Genomic DNA, 16,642 nt, shown 5'->3' with positions numbered 1-16,642 from the left:
TATTATTTGCTATTAATCAGGTAATAGTTCTTTTTTCCTTTCTGAACCAGTATATACCGGTTGTTTATAAGGTAATCCGTACCAATGACGGCATTCTCATCTTCTATTTTTTTCTTATTAAGGCTTATGCCACCGCCTTTGATCATTCGTCTTACCTCGCCTTTGGAAGGTAAAACAGCAGTGATCTCACCCAGCAACTCGGCAATGTTTATTCCCTGTTGGAGTTTTTCCCTTTCAACAACAAAGAGCGGAACACCATCGAAGACACTTAAAAATGTACCCTCATCAAGTTTTTTAAGTGATTCTTCGGTTCCCTTTCCGAATAGTATTTCTGATGCTTCAATAGCCGTTTCCAGTCCTTCAGATGAGTGTACCATTAACGTGACCTCGGTGGCCAGTTTTTTTTGCAGAAGCCTCAAATGAGGCTCGGCCTTATGCTCATCGGTAATCTTCTGAATTTCTTCCTGTGTGAGTAAGGTAAACAACTTTATGTACTTTTCAGCATCTTCATCCGAAGTATTCAGCCAGAACTGGTAAAAGGCATACACGGAAGTTTTATTGGCATCAAGCCATACATTTCCTTTTTCGGACTTCCCGAATTTGCCTCCATCCGATTTAGTGACAAGTGGACATGTCAGGGCATAGGCCTCTCCTCCCGCTTTCCTGCGGATCAATTCCGTACCTGTAACTATGTTTCCCCACTGGTCGGAGCCTCCCATTTGTAACCTGCAGTTCTTTTCCCTATAAAGATGGAAATAGTCATGTCCCTGGATCAGCTGGTATGTAAATTCGGTGAAAGAGATCCCGGTTTCAAGCCTCTTTTTCACAGAATCTTTCGACATCATATAATTGACGGTTATATGCTTGCCTACCTCACGTAAAAAGCCAAGAAATGAAAATTCTTTGAACCAGTCATAATTATTGACGATTTCAGCTGAGTTGGCGCCACAATCAAAGTTGAGGAATTTTTCAAGCTGTTTACGCTGGCACGATAAATTATGCCTAAGCGTATCTTCATCAAGAAATTTTCGCTCTTCAGCTTTGAACGAGGGATCGCCAATCATACCGGTAGCACCGCCAACCAGTGCAATCGGCTTATGGCCGCTCCGCTGGAAATGGACAAGAAGCATGATGGGTAGCAGGTTCCCGATATGAAGTGAATCAGCAGTGGGATCAAATCCGATGTAACCCGCAGTCATCTCCTTCTGCAATTGTTCCTCAGTGCCGGGCATCATATCATGAATCATTCCCCTCCAACTGAGTTCTTCAATGAAAGTCATATGAAAAATTTTGGCAAATATACTATTTAGGTTCCATTAAATATCGGAAGTGATTCACACTTGAACTTTCACACCTTCATAATTTGTACCTGGTGTATGCATGGATGGAAAAACGGTGATTATCATTTTTGTCAAAGGCTCATAGAATATTGATTTCTCTCTTGTGTTTTTCGGCAGAAATGCAATTTTCTGATCAATCCTGTCGACAAAAGCCAGTATCAATCCGCAAATCAAAAGAATTTTTGCAGCACTGAAAACAACGCCGAATAACCGGTTGAGCATGGAAAGGTCCATAGCTTCGACCATTTTTTCTACAAGTTTGCCCAGCAACCAAACAAGGAAGAAAACAAGAGCAAATGTTAACCCCATTGCCAGCAAATGGAGACTTTCAGGACTGAGTGAAACATGTCCTTTCAGCTTAAGGGCAGTTAAATCAGAGAGCTTAAGAGCAGCATAGATTCCCAAACCCAGTGCTGCTATCACTGTCATTTGTAATATAAAACCCTTTGTAAACCCTTTGAATATGGCATACACCAGAAGCACAAGGACAAACAGATCGATATAATTCATAGGCTCACGATAAAAGTATGTTGTTAAAATTAACCATTTGGAATAACAATGATCATGAATTAATTACTAATCTCGCAACGGCATGTACTATATTTGCCATCTGTATGTCTACTTTTCTGTTTGATACAATCATATTCGGGCCTGTATGGAGCCGCAGGCTTGGTGAATCACTCGGCATTAATTTACTGCCCGCTGGCCTGAAAGTGTGTAATTTTAACTGCGTTTATTGTGAATGCGGACTTACCCCGCTCGCCGATAAAAGCCATTCTTTCCCCTCTGCGGATGAAGTAAGGATTTCGCTTGAAAATAAACTCGCCGAAATGAAGTTGCAGGGTGAGTACCTTGATTGCATCACTTTTGCCGGAAATGGCGAGCCAACATTGCATCCTGAATTCCCGCGCATTATCAAAGAAACAATCGAAATCCGCAATCGCTTGTTGCCGGGTGCAAAAATTGCCGTACTATCAAATGCCACTCTTATTGGGCAGCCGCACATTCATAAATCATTGCTTGAGGTTGATCTGAATATACTGAAACTTGATTCAGCCATACCACGAACGCTTGAAGCAATCAATTGCCCGAAGGGAAGTTATAATCCTGATAATATTAAAGCCGCGTTCAGAGCCTTCAGCGGCAAGCTTCTGATTCAGTCTCTTTTTTTCAAGGGTACCTGCAACGGGATTTATGTAGATAATACAACCGAAAACGAGATCAAAGCGTGGCTTGCTGTGCTTGAAGAAGTTAAACCTCAGACTGTAATGATCTATTCGCTTGCCAGGGATACGGCAGTAAACGGACTGCAAGCCGCTACACCTGAAGAACTTGAACATATTGCTTCCCTGGTAAGGAATTTAGGTATTGAAACCCTTGTTACCCCTTGATAAATGAACTAATACAAAACAGGAAACCCGGAACTGTTTTTATATGTCCGCTCGACTGGGGATTGGGACATGCAACCCGGTTAATCCCTGTTATTCGCTGCTTTCTAAGTCATGGCTGGAAGGTTATTCTGGGTGGCTCAGGAAAATCAGGATCGCTTATTCATGAGTCATTCCCGGAACTACCTTATGAACATTTCAATACGTATTCGGTAAAATATCCCGGAAACCCACGGGGACTGATACTATCAGTTTTGTTCCAGGTTCCTCTGCTTGCAAATTCTGTGATTGCAGAACACCGGCAACTTAAACCCCTGATTTCAAAGTATAAAATCGATACCATAGTATCAGATAACCGCTATGGAATTTATTCGGCAATAACACACAACATCATTATCACTCATCAGCTATCTCCTGTTCTGCCGGTTTACTTTTCATGGGCGGAATACCCGCTTTACCTTATATTAAAACGACTTGTGACCCGGTTTGATGAATGCTGGATTCCTGATATAAAAGATGCTGGTAATCTTACCGGTAATCTTTCTCATCGCTTCAGTCTGCCTGCCAATGCTCGGTTTATCGGATGGCTGTCACGATTTCAAAGTGTTTCCTTAATTAATACTCCCGAATATGATATCGTAGTTTCACTTAGCGGACCACAGCCTCAATTGAGACATTTCACAAGCAGAATCATTGCCCAGGCAAAGACCATGCAATGTAAAATATTAATTATTTCGGGCATGCAGGATTTTGAGGACGATACCCTGACAGAAAATGTTAAAATGGTAAATCACCTTGTTGACCCTGAATTTCTTTCTTTATTGAGAAAAGCTCATCTTGTCATTTGCAGGTCAGGTTATTCAAGCATAATGGATTTGATTGAAATTCAAAAGCCGGCTGTTTTAGTTCCGACACCCGGTCAGCCTGAACAGGAGTATCTTGCCGAAAGATTGAGTAGAACGGGATTGTTCAGTTTTGTATTACAATCACAATTTGATTTGAAAAAGCTTTATGCCGGTTATTTGAAGGAGAAAACCACTACCATAATTGCCAATCCAAGTAAATAACCTGTATACAGCTCACGTCCGTTATGAGCGTTGAGTCGCAAACGGGCATATCCGGCTATACCTGAAATGAGAAGGCTTACAATCATGAAAAGCATCAGATCGGTATTAAACCGGATGGATAGCATAAGGATCAGTCCCGTAATACCTCCCCACCCAACCATATGTGCGCTTATCTTCCAAAAATTTGATATAGCAGAAAGGAAAAGCATCGACAGGCAACCACTGAATAAAAACCTTTGATATACAGCAGAAACCGGAACCCTCTTTACAAGGAAATAGGCAACAAGGTAAAAAACAAGGGTCAGGTATAATGGAATTATTCGTTCTCTTTTCTCACTGAAATATACATTGCGTGCAAGACCGAAATAATAAAAAAGAGGAATTAAAGCAACGGGAAGAAGGAGCGTGAAAATAAACACAGTAACATAAATATATTGTCTGAAACGGGGATCGATGTCAGCCATATAGGTTCCCGAATTTCCGATAACCATGAGGCCTAGGATTGGAACGATTAAAGGATGAGCCAGGTATGAAATAAATGTTGCGAATCGTTTCTCCATAATTATAGCTCTTTTCTCATCCTTGCCACCGGTATATTAAGTTGCTCCCTGTATTTTGCAACCGTACGCCGGGCAATATGATATCCCTTTTCTTTTAATATTTCAGCAAGCCGGTCATCCGTTATGGGATGGCGTTTGTCTTCGGAATCAAGACAATCCTGCAAAATCTTTTTTATCTCCCTAGTTGACACTTCCTCTCCTGATTCTGTTTGCATTCCTTCGGAGAAAAAGAATTTAAGAGGAATAATGCCAAAATTGGTTTGAATGTATTTGCTGTTTGCAACCCGTGAAATGGTCGAAACATCGAGCCCTGTAATATCTGCAATATCTTTCAGAATCATAGGCTTTAGCTTGGTTTCGTCGCCCGTAACAAAATACTCATGCTGGTATGAAATAATGGCATTCATGGTTACAAGCAAAGTATTTTGCCTTTGCCGTATGGCATCGATAAACCATTTAGCGGAATCCAGCTTTTGCTTGACGAAAGTCAGTGCTTCCTTTTCGGTTTTGGAATTATTGCCTTTATTATGCTGGTAATTCAGAAGCATATCATTATATGTCCTGCTGACCTTTAATTCAGGAACATTTCTTGCATTCAGACTGAGTTCCAGATCGCCTTCGTTGTTCTCGAGGATAAAATCAGGTATAATATGGCCGTAGCCCTTGTTCTGAGGATCAGTATAAGCGCTTCCCGGTTTTGGATTCAGTTTGAGTATTTCATCAAGGGCATCCTTAAGCTGTTCATCCTTAATATTTAACCGGGTAAGAATTTTATCGTAATGTTTCCGGGTAAATTCCTCAAAATGATCCTTCAGAATTTTGTGTGCTAGCTGAATGGTCGGGTTTTCAAGATCTTTGGCTTCAATCTGAAGTACGAGACATTCCTGGAGATTCCTGGCGCCTACACCGGGAGGATCAAGTTCCTGGATGATCCTCAGGATACCGATCAGCTCGGGTTCATCAGTTTTAATATTAAGTGCAAAGGCAACATCATCCACAATGCTCTCAAGGCGTCTTCTCAGATACCCGTCATCATCAATATTTCCAAGCATATACAAGGCAAGAAGCCTCTGCTTTTCGTCAAGCGGGCGCATGCCGAGCTGATCCTCAAGATGATCGTGAAATGACAACCCTACTGAAAAAGGAATTTCTTCCCTCTTATCATCCTTTGAATAATTCTGTGCATTCAGTTTATACGAAGGATATTCATCCTCATCCACATAATCTTCGAGCGTGAATTCTTCCTTATCCTTATCATTCGGATCGCTGCTGATATCATCATCGGATGAATCCGTTTCCATCATTTCTTCAAGAGCTCCTTCTTCAAGAGCCGGATTTTCCTCTATTTCGGCTTTAATTCTCTGCTCAAGCTGCATGGTAGGTATCTCCAGCAGCTTGATCATCTGTATCTGCTGGGGAGATAATTTTTGCAGCAATTTTTGCTGTAATTTCTGCTTGAGCATAGATCCGGTTTACAAATTAAAATTCGGCATTTTTTGGGAATCTCGGAAATGGGATTACATCCCTGATATTACTCATACCCGTAACAAAAAGAAGCAATCTTTCAAATCCGAGTCCAAATCCGCTGTGCGGAGCAGTTCCGAATTTTCTGGTATCAATATACCACCACATATCTTTGTCCGGAATATTTAATTCTTTAATTCTTCTTTCCAGTTTTTCAAGGCTTTCTTCACGTTGCGATCCTCCTATAATCTCACCAATCTTAGGAAATAACACATCCATACCCCGAACTGTTTTGCCATCATCATTTTGTTTCATATAAAATGCCTTGATGGCCATCGGATAATCAGTAACAATCACAGGTTTCTTATAATGCTTTTCAACAAGATATCTTTCATGCTCTGTTTGCAGATCCATTCCCCATGAAACCGGAAACTCAAAATCAGTTCCCGATTTCGTCAGCGTTTCAATTGCAGATGTATACGTGATCCGTTCAAAACTGTTATTTACTACAAAATTTAAACGGGTCAGCAATTCCTTGTCATACATTTCACAAAGGAAAGCCAGGTCATCCTTGCAGTTTTCAAGGGCATAGCGGATCAGGTATTTCAGGAAATCTTCCGCCAGGTTCATGTTATCATTGATCTCATAAAACGCCATTTCAGGCTCAATCATCCAGAACTCGGCAAGATGCCTTGGTGTATTTGAATTCTCAGCCCTGAAAGTAGGTCCGAATGTATAAATAAGTGACAATGCCATTGCACCCAGTTCTCCCTCAAGCTGGCCCGAAACAGTAAGATTCGTTTCTTTGCCGAAAAAGTCCTGGCTGAAATCCACTTTCCCCTCCGGAGTCATAGGTGGATTTTTGGAATCAAGCGTTGTAACCCGGAACATTTCCCCTGCCCCTTCGGCGTCGGAACCGGTAATTATTGGGGTGTGCAGGTAATAAAACCCATGATCATTGAAATACTTATGAATGGCAAATGACATCGCATGCCTTATTCGCAGAACAGCGCCGAATGTATTGGTACGGGGTCTTAAATGGGCAATCTCGCGCAGGAATTCGAGTGTGTGTCCTTTCTTCTGCAACGGATACAGATCAGGATCAGCAGTTCCATATAGTTCCAGCGTATCAGCATGAACTTCAACATTCTGCTCTTTCCCCGGCGATTCAATCAGTTTTCCTTTAACAGCGATACAGGAACCGGTTGTAACTTTCTTCATCACCTCCTCATCAAACCGGCTCATATCAAATACCACCTGGATATTGTGAATAATGGATCCGTCGTTCAAAGCAACGAATGAAATATTTTTATTACCACGTTTTGTTCTTACCCAGCCTTTTACCAATACTTCGGCTTCGAATTCACGTGATTGTAGCAGCTCTTTAATTCTCATGAGAATGTTATAGATTTAATTGTAACCTGCAAAAATAGTATTTTACCGTTTATTAAAAAGTAATACCTTATATTTGGCTGTAAAACTTAAGTTTCAATGTCTGTAACAGTTGAAGATCTTACAAAAAGCTATGGGCAGCAACTGGCCCTCAACAATGTTAGTTTTTCTGTAAATTCAGGTGAAATAGTCGGGCTGATAGGGCCAAACGGGGCCGGTAAGTCCACTCTGATGAAAATTATCTGCTCTTTGCTTCTGCCAACCTCCGGGGATGTTATAATAAATGACCTTTCAGTAAAGAATTACCCTCATGAAGTAAAACGGCACCTTGGATATCTTCCCGAAAATAATCCTTTGTATACGGATTTATATGTAAAAGAATACCTCGGTCATGTTGCAGGTTTGTATGGTGCAAAAAACAACGTCAAAAGGGTTGACGAAGTAATTCAGATGACCGGACTGGGTGCTGAAATGCACAAAAAAATAGGTCTTCTTTCTAAAGGATATAAACAACGTGTGGGACTTGCACAGGCGATCATCCATGATCCGGATATACTGATTCTTGATGAACCTACTACAGGTCTTGATCCTAACCAGATTATTGAAATCAGGAACCTGATATCTGAATTAGGTAAGGAAAAAACAGTAATCCTTTCTACCCATATCATGCAGGAGGTGGAGGCTATCTGCCGGCGGGTGATTATTCTCAATAAAGGTCAGGTAGTGGCCAATGACCTTACCGGCAACCTGGGAGTTCATATTTCCGAACAGAATCACACCATTATTGTTGAATTTGGCAGTCAAAATTTAAAAGTGGATCTTATTGAAAAAATTCAAGGGGTAAAAAACATTAAAAAGCTAAAGGACAATACATGGCTGATTGAATCTTCGAGCGACGCAGATATCCGGGGTGACCTTTTTAAATATGCGGTTGAAAACGAATTGATTATTCTTTCCATGCACCGCCAGGATAAAAGATTGGAGGATGTATTTCGTGACCTTACCTCTTAAAAGTTAACCTTTATCAACTTGCAACGTACATATTCCAGTTGATTAATTTCTCTTTGTATCTTTGTCAACATTGTAAAATTTTAAACTTATACTTAAATGGCATATTTATTTACATCCGAATCCGTTTCCGAAGGACATCCTGATAAAGTGGCTGATCAAATATCCGATGCGCTCCTTGATGAGTTTTTACGTCGTGATCCCGAATCTAAAGTTGCCTGTGAAACTCTTGTAACTACAGGCCTCGTTGTACTCAGCGGTGAAGTGAAAACAAATGCATACGTCGATGTGCAACAGGTAGCCCGTGAGGTAATTAAAAAGATAGGATATGTGCATTCCGATTATATGTTCGAAGCTGACAGCTGCGGTGTAATATCTTCAATTCATGAACAATCGCAGGATATCAACAGGGGAGTTGAGAGAGGAAACGAGGAAGACCAGGGTGCCGGTGATCAGGGTATGATGTTCGGTTACGCATGCCGTGAAACGGATAATTTTATGCCATTGTCACTTGAACTTTCGCACATCCTGTTAAAAGAACTGGCACAAATAAGGCGTGAACGTAAGGTAATGAAGTACCTGCGGCCGGATGCCAAATCACAGGTAACCATTGAATACGGAGACGACGGACAGCCTGTGAGAATTCATACTATCGTTGTTTCTACACAACACGATAACTTTGATAAGGATGATGCCATGCTAAAAACTATTGAGCATGACGTAAGAACTATCCTTCTGCCAAGAGTTATTGCCGTATTGCCCAAACGTGTACAGGCTTTATTTGATGATAAATTCCTGCTCTATGTTAATCCCACAGGTAAATTTGTTATTGGCGGCCCACATGGAGACACAGGTCTTACAGGCCGGAAAATTATTGTGGATACGTACGGTGGAAAAGGTGCCCATGGTGGCGGTGCTTTCTCCGGTAAAGACAGTTCTAAAGTTGACCGCTCGGCCGCATACGCCATGCGTCATATAGCTAAAAACATGGTGGCAGCAGGTGTGGCTGACGAAGTTCTGGCACAGGTAGCTTATGCTATTGGCGTGGCTAAACCTGTTGGCGTTTATGTCAGCACATTTGGCACTTCACATGTTAAAATGGACGATGGAGAAATCGCTGCAAAAATTGCAAGTATTTTCGACCTCAGGCCCGCTGTTATTATTAAAAGACTGGGGCTTAAAAATCCTGTTTTCCTTCCAACTGCTGCCTACGGTCATATGGGCAGGGAACCCTATACCCAAAAAGTTACTCTCTTACAAAATGGTTCTTCAACCACAAAGGAAGTTGACTTTTTCTCCTGGGAAAAGTTGGACTATGTTGATAAAATCAAAAAAGAGTTCGGTTTAAAATAAATTCCGATAACTATTTTTAACTGATTAATTCACAGCTTTATAAATAAAAACTATGGGTATTTACGACAAGCTCCTTAATAAAGAAGCTAAACTATCCCTTGTTGGCCTGGGATATGTAGGACTTCCTATTGCACTTGCGTTTGCAAAAAAGATTTCAGTTGTGGGTTTCGATATCAATGCTCCTCGCATTGAAATGATGAAAAAGGGCGTTGACCCAAGCGATGAACTGGATGCAGAAGCATTCCAGGGAACTGACATTGAGTTCACCACTCAGCTCGATGTGCTCAAACAGGCTAGCTTTCATATTGTAGCCGTTCCCACACCAATCGATAAGCATAACCTGCCGGATCTAAATCCCCTGCTTTCCGCAACACGTTCAGTTGCCAAAGTGCTTAAAAAAGGCGACTACGTTGTCTATGAATCCACTGTATATCCGGGTACAACCGATGAAGAATGCCGGGATATTCTCGAAGGAATGTCAGGACTGAAATGCGGTGTTGATTTCAAATTAGGTTATTCGCCTGAAAGAATCAACCCGGGAGACAAAGAACATACAATTACTACAATTACAAAGATTGTATCGGGTTGCGACCAGGAATCACTTGAAGAAATTGCCAAAGTATATGAACTTGTTGTAAAAGCAGGCGTTTACAAGGCATCTTCAATAAAAGTTGCCGAAGCCGCAAAAATTATTGAAAATACCCAGCGTGATGTGAACATAGCCCTGATGAACGAACTGTCAATGATCTTCAATAAAATGCAGATCAATACATATGAAGTTCTCGAAGCTGCCGGTACAAAATGGAACTTTCTCAAATTTTACCCCGGACTGGTAGGCGGACATTGCATCGGTGTTGATCCGTATTACCTTACTTTTAAGGCAGCCGAACTCGGTCACGCCGCTCAGGTAATCAACTCAGGCCGTGCTGTTAATGATGGCATGGGAAAATTCATCGCTACCGAGGTGGTAAAAAAAATAATCAAAGCCGGGAAAAATGTGCTGAATTCAAAAGTACTGGTTCTCGGTGCTACCTTCAAGGAAAACGTAAGCGACATCAGGAATTCAAAAGTTGCCGATGTGGTGAACGAATTAAAATCTTATGGCGTGGTTGTTGAAATCATTGATCCCTATGCTAATTCCGAAGAACTTGAAAAAGAATACGGATTCCATCTTTGTGATAAACCGGGAAATGATTATGCCGCCATTATTGTAGCAGTTGCCCATAATGAATACATTAATCTTCCTGAGGAATACTTTGTTTCACATTCTGATAAAAACGGAATCGTAATGGATGTTAAAGGAACCTACAGAAACAAAATTAATAGATTAACATACATCAGCCTCTAAATGTCTAATCAAAAAAAATTCGCGATCATCGGTGTTGGTGGTTATATCGCTGTAAGGCACCTTAAAGCAATCAAAGACACAGGAAATGTATTATTGGCAGCGCTCGATCCATCAGACAGCGTTGGGATAATAGACAGTTATTTCCCCGAAAGTCACTTTTTTGTTGAATTTGAACGATTCGACAGGCATGTTGATAAACTGCGCCGATCAGCAGTGCATCTCGATTATGTGAGTATCTGTTCCCCCAACTACCTTCATGATTCTCATATTCGTTTTGCCCTTCGTTCAGGCGCAAGTGCCATATGCGAAAAGCCCCTTGTCCTCAATCCATGGAACATTGATGCCCTTGCGGAAATTGAAAATGAGTATAAAAGGAAGATTAATACAATCCTGCAGCTCCGCCTGCACCCCGTTCTGATTGACCTGAAGAAAAAAATCGACAGCCTGCCGGAAGGTAAGATACATGATATAGACCTTACCTATATAACAAGCCGCGGTAACTGGTACTTTACATCTTGGAAAGGAGATATCCATAAATCAGGAGGAATTGCAACAAACATCGGAGTTCATTTCTTCGATATGCTCTCATGGATTTTTGGAAATGTTACCAAAAGTGTGGTCCATGTGATGACACCAACGAAGGCCGGAGGATACCTTGAACTTGAAAAAGCACGTGTAAAATGGTTCCTTAGCCTTGATTATAATGATATCCCTGACCAGGCGAAACAACAGGGCAAAAGAACATATCGGTCCATAGTTATGGATAAAAGTGAGATAGAGTTCAGCGAAGGATTCACTGATCTTCACACCAAAAGCTACCAGGAGATCCTGGCCGGAAACGGTTTCGGACTTAAAGATGCTCAACCCTCAGTTCAGATGGTTTACGAGATCAGGAATTCCACTCCTGTCGGATTAAAAGGAGATTACCACGAATTGTGCAGGAAAGCCTAATAAATTTATACCCACCTACATGAGCTCTCAAAAAGTTGCACTGATAACAGGGATAACCGGACAGGACGGCGCTTATCTGGCAGAATTCCTGTTAAAAAAAGGATACATCGTTCACGGTACCAAACGAAGAAGTTCACTTTTTAATACGGAAAGAATAGACCACCTTTATCTCGATCCTCATGTTGAAAACAGGAACTTTATTCTTCATTACAGCGATTTAACCGATTCAAGCAATCTCATCCGGATTATCCAGGAAACGCAGCCTGATGAAATATATAATCTTGCTGCCATGAGCCATGTAAAAGTTAGTTTCGACACTCCTGAATATACCGCCAATGCCGATGGCATCGGCACACTGAGGATGCTGGAGGCTATCCGCATCCTTGGCCTGATCAATAAAACAAGATTTTACCAGGCTTCCACAAGCGAGCTTTACGGGCTGGTTCAGGAAGTTCCCCAGAGTGAGAAAACGCCGTTTTATCCAAGGAGCCCTTATTCAGTTGCCAAACTTTATGCTTACTGGATTACGGTAAACTACAGGGAAGCTTATAATATGTTTGCCTGTAACGGTATCTTGTTTAACCACGAATCACCCATCAGGGGTGAGACTTTTGTTACAAGAAAAATAACCCGCGCAGTTGCACGTATTGCCCTGGGTTTGCAGGATAAACTGTTCCTCGGAAACATTGATTCAAAAAGGGACTGGGGACATGCCAAAGATTATATAAGGGCAATGTACCTGATCCTTCAGCAGGATCAACCTGAAGATTTTGTTATTGCAACAGGTATAACAACTCCCATCAGGGAATTTGTAAGGATGGCCTTCGCTGAAATTGGGATTGAAATTGGATTCACCGGATCTGATGTTAACGAAAAAGGATATATAAAATCATGTTCAAATCCTGATTATACCCTTCCCGTCGGAAAAGAAATCCTGGCTGTTGATCCCCGTTATTTCAGACCCACTGAAGTAGATCTGCTGATTGGCGATCCGACAAAGGCCCGGACTAAGCTCAAATGGGAACCTGAATATGATTTGAAGGCGCTTATAAAAGATATGATGCATAGCGATATAAAATTGATGCATAAAGAGGTATATTTGAAGAATGGCGGATACCAGACTTTAAACTATTTTGAATAGATATTTAACAGCCATGAAAAAAGACAGCAAAATATATCTTGCAGGTCATACCGGACTGGTTGGAAGTGCATTAATGAGAAACCTTACAAAAAAAGGTTATCATAACATCATTACCCGGCAATATCCCGATCTCGATTTAATGGACCAGCGGGCTGTGAATGCATTTTTCACCGAAGAAAAACCGGAATACGTTTTCCTGGCTGCAGCCAAAGTCGGCGGTATTATCGCCAACAATATTTACAGGGGTCAGTTTATTTATGAAAACATAATGATTCAGAGTAATGTCATTCATGCCTGCTACCTGAGCGGTGTGAAGAAATTACTCTTCCTTGGAAGTTCATGCATCTACCCGAAACTTGCCCCTCAACCCCTTAAAGAAAAATACCTGCTCACCGACGTACTGGAATATACAAATGAACCCTATGCTATTGCTAAAATTGCAGGCATCAAGATGTGCGAAAGCTATAACATCCAGTATGGCACAAACTATATTTCGGTGATGCCTACCAATCTATACGGAACCAATGATAATTATGACCTGGAGAAATCGCATGTTTTGCCGGCCATTATCCGTAAGATGCACCTTGCCAAATGCCTCATCGAAAACAACTGGGATGCCATCCGTAAAGATTTCCGGAAAAAACCGATTGAAGGAGTGGATGGCTCATCCACACAAATAGAAATCGGTGAAAAGCTTGAGAAATATGGCATTTTCAGGCATAATTCAGCTGAAACGCCTGTAACAGTTAAATTATGGGGTACCGGGGCACCCCGACGTGAATTCCTGCATTCCGACGATATGGCTGATGCCTGCGTTTACATTATGGAAAGCGTTGATTTTAAAGAACTGGTTAAAGATAAGTTCTCAGATAAAATCACTTCACGTGACAGCAAAATTGAAATAAGAAACACTCATATTAATATCGGAACCGGTAAAGACCTTACAATTAAAGAACTTGCTGAAAAAGTAAAGGAAATTGTAGGATTTGACGGTATGATTGAATGGGACACTTCGAAACCTGACGGTACGTTTCAAAAATTATTAAGTGTTAAAAAACTCCATGAACTGGGCTGGCATGAAACCATTACACTCGAAGAAGGTATCAGCAGGGTTTACAAGGAATATCTTGAATAGTATGCAGATAACAAGGAATCATAATTTGTCATGCCCATCAGCTGTCATTTTTATTATTGGAATTATTGCACTCTTTTCTGTATCCTGTACCACACACCGTCAGCTGGTTTACCTGAAAGATGTCGACTCTCTGGCCAACGGCACATTCTATCCGAAACATAAACCGGAATACCGCATTCAGACAAGAGATATTATCTATGTAAAAATATATTCACTCAATGAAGATATGAGCAGCCTGATCAACCAGACTATCGGCTCATATCAGCAAAACCTGTTTCAGAACGAAACAAGTCTTTTTATAAACGGATACTCGGTGAGTGATTCCGGAAATATTGAAATACCAGTTCTGGGCAGAATAAAAATCGCAGGACAAACAATGGACGAAGCGATAGCCGCTATCAGAAAAAGAGCTGACCAATACCTGAAAGATGCCACCGTTATCGTCAAGTTGATTTCATTCAAAGTCTCGGTTATCGGTGAAGTAAACCGTCCGGGTACTTATAATAATTTCAATAACCAGCTGAGTGTGCTCGAAGCGATTAGTATGGCCGGTGATATAACCGACTATGGTAACCGTAAACAGGTACTGGTTCTCCGACCCACTGCTAACGGAACAATCTCCTTCAGGCTCAATCTGACCAATAAGAACATCCTTTCGTCAGACGGATTCTTTTTATTGCCCAACGATATTGTTTATGTTGAACCAATTAAAAACAAATCGTTCCGCATGAATATGCCAGCAATCTCACTCGCCTTCACTTCTGTTTCAACACTGATTCTTGTTTTGAATTACCTGAATAAGTAATTCTTTTTAGAGAATTTCATTTGGGTAACATAATCTAAAGACGCGATAAATCCCGTCTCTACGAAGGTGTAAACGAATATTTCAGTGCAAAATCAAATCATTTACTTCTGTATCTCCGGAAAACTATATTGAAAACGGCTCTCCAGAAATAGTTCCAATCGGTTCTCAAGGGATGCTTGCAGTAAGATCTGAGGTATTTCAATTCTGATGCAATGATTTCTTCAAGTGTCTTTGGGTAATCGACATAAAATGGCGGAATCAATCCGGGCTTTGTAAGTATCCGCAGCCTTTGCAATTCCCTTGTGTAAAGCCTGAAATATTGCCGGCTTAAAGGCCTTACACCGAAAATTTTAAGATCCCCTTTCAACAGGTTGATGATCATAGGTAACTCATCCAACCAGAAAACTCTCATAATTTTACCCAGTGTGGTCACTCTGAAATCATCCTTAAACTTGCCTCCCTCCTGCAAACCAGCCCTTTTATAAATATAATCCTGGAGGTATTCGGCATAAGGGTGCATGGTCCTCATTTTGTACACTTTTATTATTTTGCCTCCCCGTCCTATCCTCTCGAGGGCAATGACAGGCCCGTAGCTGGGATTGCTAGGGAACATCGGGTCCTTTACCTTTATCGCAACAAAATAGAAATTGCTGCCTATCAGCTTTTCATCAAGAATTTCAAAACCACAGGAATAAAGCCTTCCAAAAGTTTCGGCCTTCGACAAAACCCGGTTTTCTCCCCGGGTAAGAATAAAATATAACTTTTTTGTAAGGGCGAATTTTGGAAAAACTCTCTTTATTATGAAATCCACCGCATAATACATGTAATTGATAACGACAGGGTACTTTCCAAGAATCCTTTTTTTCCGCATGCTCACTGTTTCAAAGAAATCGATGTAAATTCCTCCAACAGGCAATTTCGAGTTAACCGATTCAAAGAATTTATTAATATACCTGAAGTCATTGACTCGTTTTACATTCAGTATAACTTCAAATTCACGCTGAATCTGTGCATCAATATTGAACGTGGTAGTGGTGGATATTATAAGTGAATTCAGTGAATCGATAGCTGCATAATTTTTAATAAAATCATAAGCCTCAATCCCTATTTCATTCCTGAGATAACTTTCCCTTAATTCGAAATTGTACTTTAAACTTCGTTTGGCAACGGGTGAATCAACCTTCTTAAATAATTGTGATAAATCCTTTTCCGAAACCTGCGTTTCGGTATTGGTCCAGCTTTCATACCGAACCCGGGCATTGTGAAATAGCATATATACCGAACCGGTAAAGATTTCTGCAAACGTAGCAATACCAATAGTACCCAAAACTATAAAGCGTGAATAATTAAAGCTTTGGAAAACATACATCATACTGGTTACAGCAAAAAATATAAGCACATTACATATGAGAATCTTTTTAAAAAGCACACTCCAGCCGGTAATCAGCCTGAAATTATATTTTTCAAGCAGAAAGGATGCAACAGTCCAGATAAGGATAAAATACAAAAACGAATCGGCATAGCTGTGATAATACACACTGCTTGCCGAACCCGGTTTTAAACCAACACAGGAAATGTAGGAAGCAGTGACAAGAGCTATATCACTGGTAAAACCGGCTATGAAACCTTTTTGCATTTAGTTGAGAAATATATGGCCCCATGCAAATTTAACCAAATGATAATAGTATGA

The 16,642-nt window shown here is 40.9% G+C and carries 15 protein-coding genes; 9 read left to right on the top strand and 6 right to left on the bottom strand.

The features are described 5' to 3' along the window. Positions 1–2: 2 nt before the first annotated feature. The gene (gene tyrS, locus VK179_12015) at positions 3–1,280 is read right to left on the bottom strand and encodes a tyrosine--tRNA ligase (protein ID HLO59461.1); all 1,278 of its coding nucleotides are present in this window, start codon (positions 1,278–1,280) and stop codon (positions 3–5) included. A 54-nt stretch (positions 1,281–1,334) separates the two neighbouring features. Then, the gene (locus tag VK179_12010; GenBank protein HLO59460.1) at positions 1,335–1,850 is read right to left on the bottom strand and encodes a CvpA family protein; all 516 of its coding nucleotides are present in this window, start codon (positions 1,848–1,850) and stop codon (positions 1,335–1,337) included. Between the two features lie 104 nt (positions 1,851–1,954). Between VK179_12010 and VK179_12005 the strand changes: the two genes are divergently transcribed. Together VK179_12005 and VK179_12000 are read left to right on the top strand one after the other, a co-directional pair. Further along, positions 1,955–2,731, top strand: a complete 777-nt coding sequence (locus VK179_12005; GenBank protein ID HLO59459.1) for a radical SAM protein — start codon at positions 1,955–1,957, stop codon at positions 2,729–2,731. After that, entirely contained in the window at positions 2,728–3,795 is a 1,068-nt protein-coding gene (locus VK179_12000; GenBank protein ID HLO59458.1) for a glycosyltransferase, read from the top strand. Before VK179_12005 ends, VK179_12000 begins: the two co-directional genes overlap by 4 nt. On the opposite strand, the gene VK179_11995 is transcribed toward VK179_12000, so the two are convergent. From VK179_11995 to asnS, 3 genes are read right to left on the bottom strand one after another with little or no spacing between them, the layout of a single operon-like run. Continuing rightward, complete coding sequence (locus VK179_11995) at positions 3,747–4,355, bottom strand: hypothetical protein (protein ID HLO59457.1); 609 nt, start codon at positions 4,353–4,355, stop codon at positions 3,747–3,749. The two genes, VK179_12000 and VK179_11995, sit on opposite strands and share 49 nt — an antisense overlap. Before the next feature lie 2 nt (positions 4,356–4,357). Then, on the bottom strand, positions 4,358–5,818 hold the full coding sequence (rpoN, locus tag VK179_11990) for an RNA polymerase factor sigma-54 (protein HLO59456.1): 1,461 nt from the start codon (positions 5,816–5,818) through the stop codon (positions 4,358–4,360). A 16-nt stretch (positions 5,819–5,834) separates the two neighbouring features. Beyond that, complete coding sequence (gene asnS, locus VK179_11985; GenBank protein ID HLO59455.1) at positions 5,835–7,214, bottom strand: asparagine--tRNA ligase; 1,380 nt, start codon at positions 7,212–7,214, stop codon at positions 5,835–5,837. A gap of 96 nt (positions 7,215–7,310) precedes the next feature. Here asnS and VK179_11980 point away from each other — a divergent pair, with 96 nt between their 5' ends. From VK179_11980 to VK179_11950, 7 genes are all read left to right on the top strand, one after another. Further along, positions 7,311–8,222, top strand: coding sequence for an ATP-binding cassette domain-containing protein (locus VK179_11980; protein ID HLO59454.1), 912 nt, complete (start codon positions 7,311–7,313; stop codon positions 8,220–8,222). A gap of 96 nt (positions 8,223–8,318) precedes the next feature. Next, the gene (metK, locus tag VK179_11975) at positions 8,319–9,572 is read left to right on the top strand and encodes a methionine adenosyltransferase (protein ID HLO59453.1); all 1,254 of its coding nucleotides are present in this window, start codon (positions 8,319–8,321) and stop codon (positions 9,570–9,572) included. Between the two features lie 52 nt (positions 9,573–9,624). Beyond that, positions 9,625–10,920, top strand: coding sequence for a nucleotide sugar dehydrogenase (locus VK179_11970; GenBank protein HLO59452.1), 1,296 nt, complete (start codon positions 9,625–9,627; stop codon positions 10,918–10,920). Further along, positions 10,921–11,871: a Gfo/Idh/MocA family oxidoreductase gene (locus tag VK179_11965; protein HLO59451.1), complete on the top strand. Its 951-nt coding sequence runs from the start codon at positions 10,921–10,923 to the stop codon at positions 11,869–11,871. 19 nt (positions 11,872–11,890) lie between these two features. Further along, positions 11,891–13,012: a GDP-mannose 4,6-dehydratase gene (gene gmd / locus VK179_11960; protein HLO59450.1), complete on the top strand. Its 1,122-nt coding sequence runs from the start codon at positions 11,891–11,893 to the stop codon at positions 13,010–13,012. A 13-nt stretch (positions 13,013–13,025) separates the two neighbouring features. Beyond that, on the top strand, positions 13,026–14,147 hold the full coding sequence (locus tag VK179_11955; GenBank protein ID HLO59449.1) for a GDP-L-fucose synthase: 1,122 nt from the start codon (positions 13,026–13,028) through the stop codon (positions 14,145–14,147). Beyond that, complete coding sequence (locus VK179_11950; GenBank protein ID HLO59448.1) at positions 14,089–14,952, top strand: polysaccharide biosynthesis/export family protein; 864 nt, start codon at positions 14,089–14,091, stop codon at positions 14,950–14,952. Before VK179_11955 ends, VK179_11950 begins: the two co-directional genes overlap by 59 nt. Before the next feature lie 97 nt (positions 14,953–15,049). Here the strand turns inward: VK179_11950 and VK179_11945 are convergent, their stop codons facing one another. Further along, positions 15,050–16,588 (bottom strand): sugar transferase, encoded by a 1,539-nt coding sequence (locus tag VK179_11945; GenBank protein ID HLO59447.1) that lies wholly within the window; start codon positions 16,586–16,588, stop codon positions 15,050–15,052. Positions 16,589–16,642 lie beyond the last annotated feature (54 nt).

It is taken from the genome of Bacteroidales bacterium, from assembly GCA_035299085.1.
GTDB lineage: Bacteria > Bacteroidota > Bacteroidia > Bacteroidales > UBA10428 > UBA5072.
Note: the sequence above shows the minus strand (reverse complement) of the source record. Positions and strands in the feature narration are given on the sequence as shown.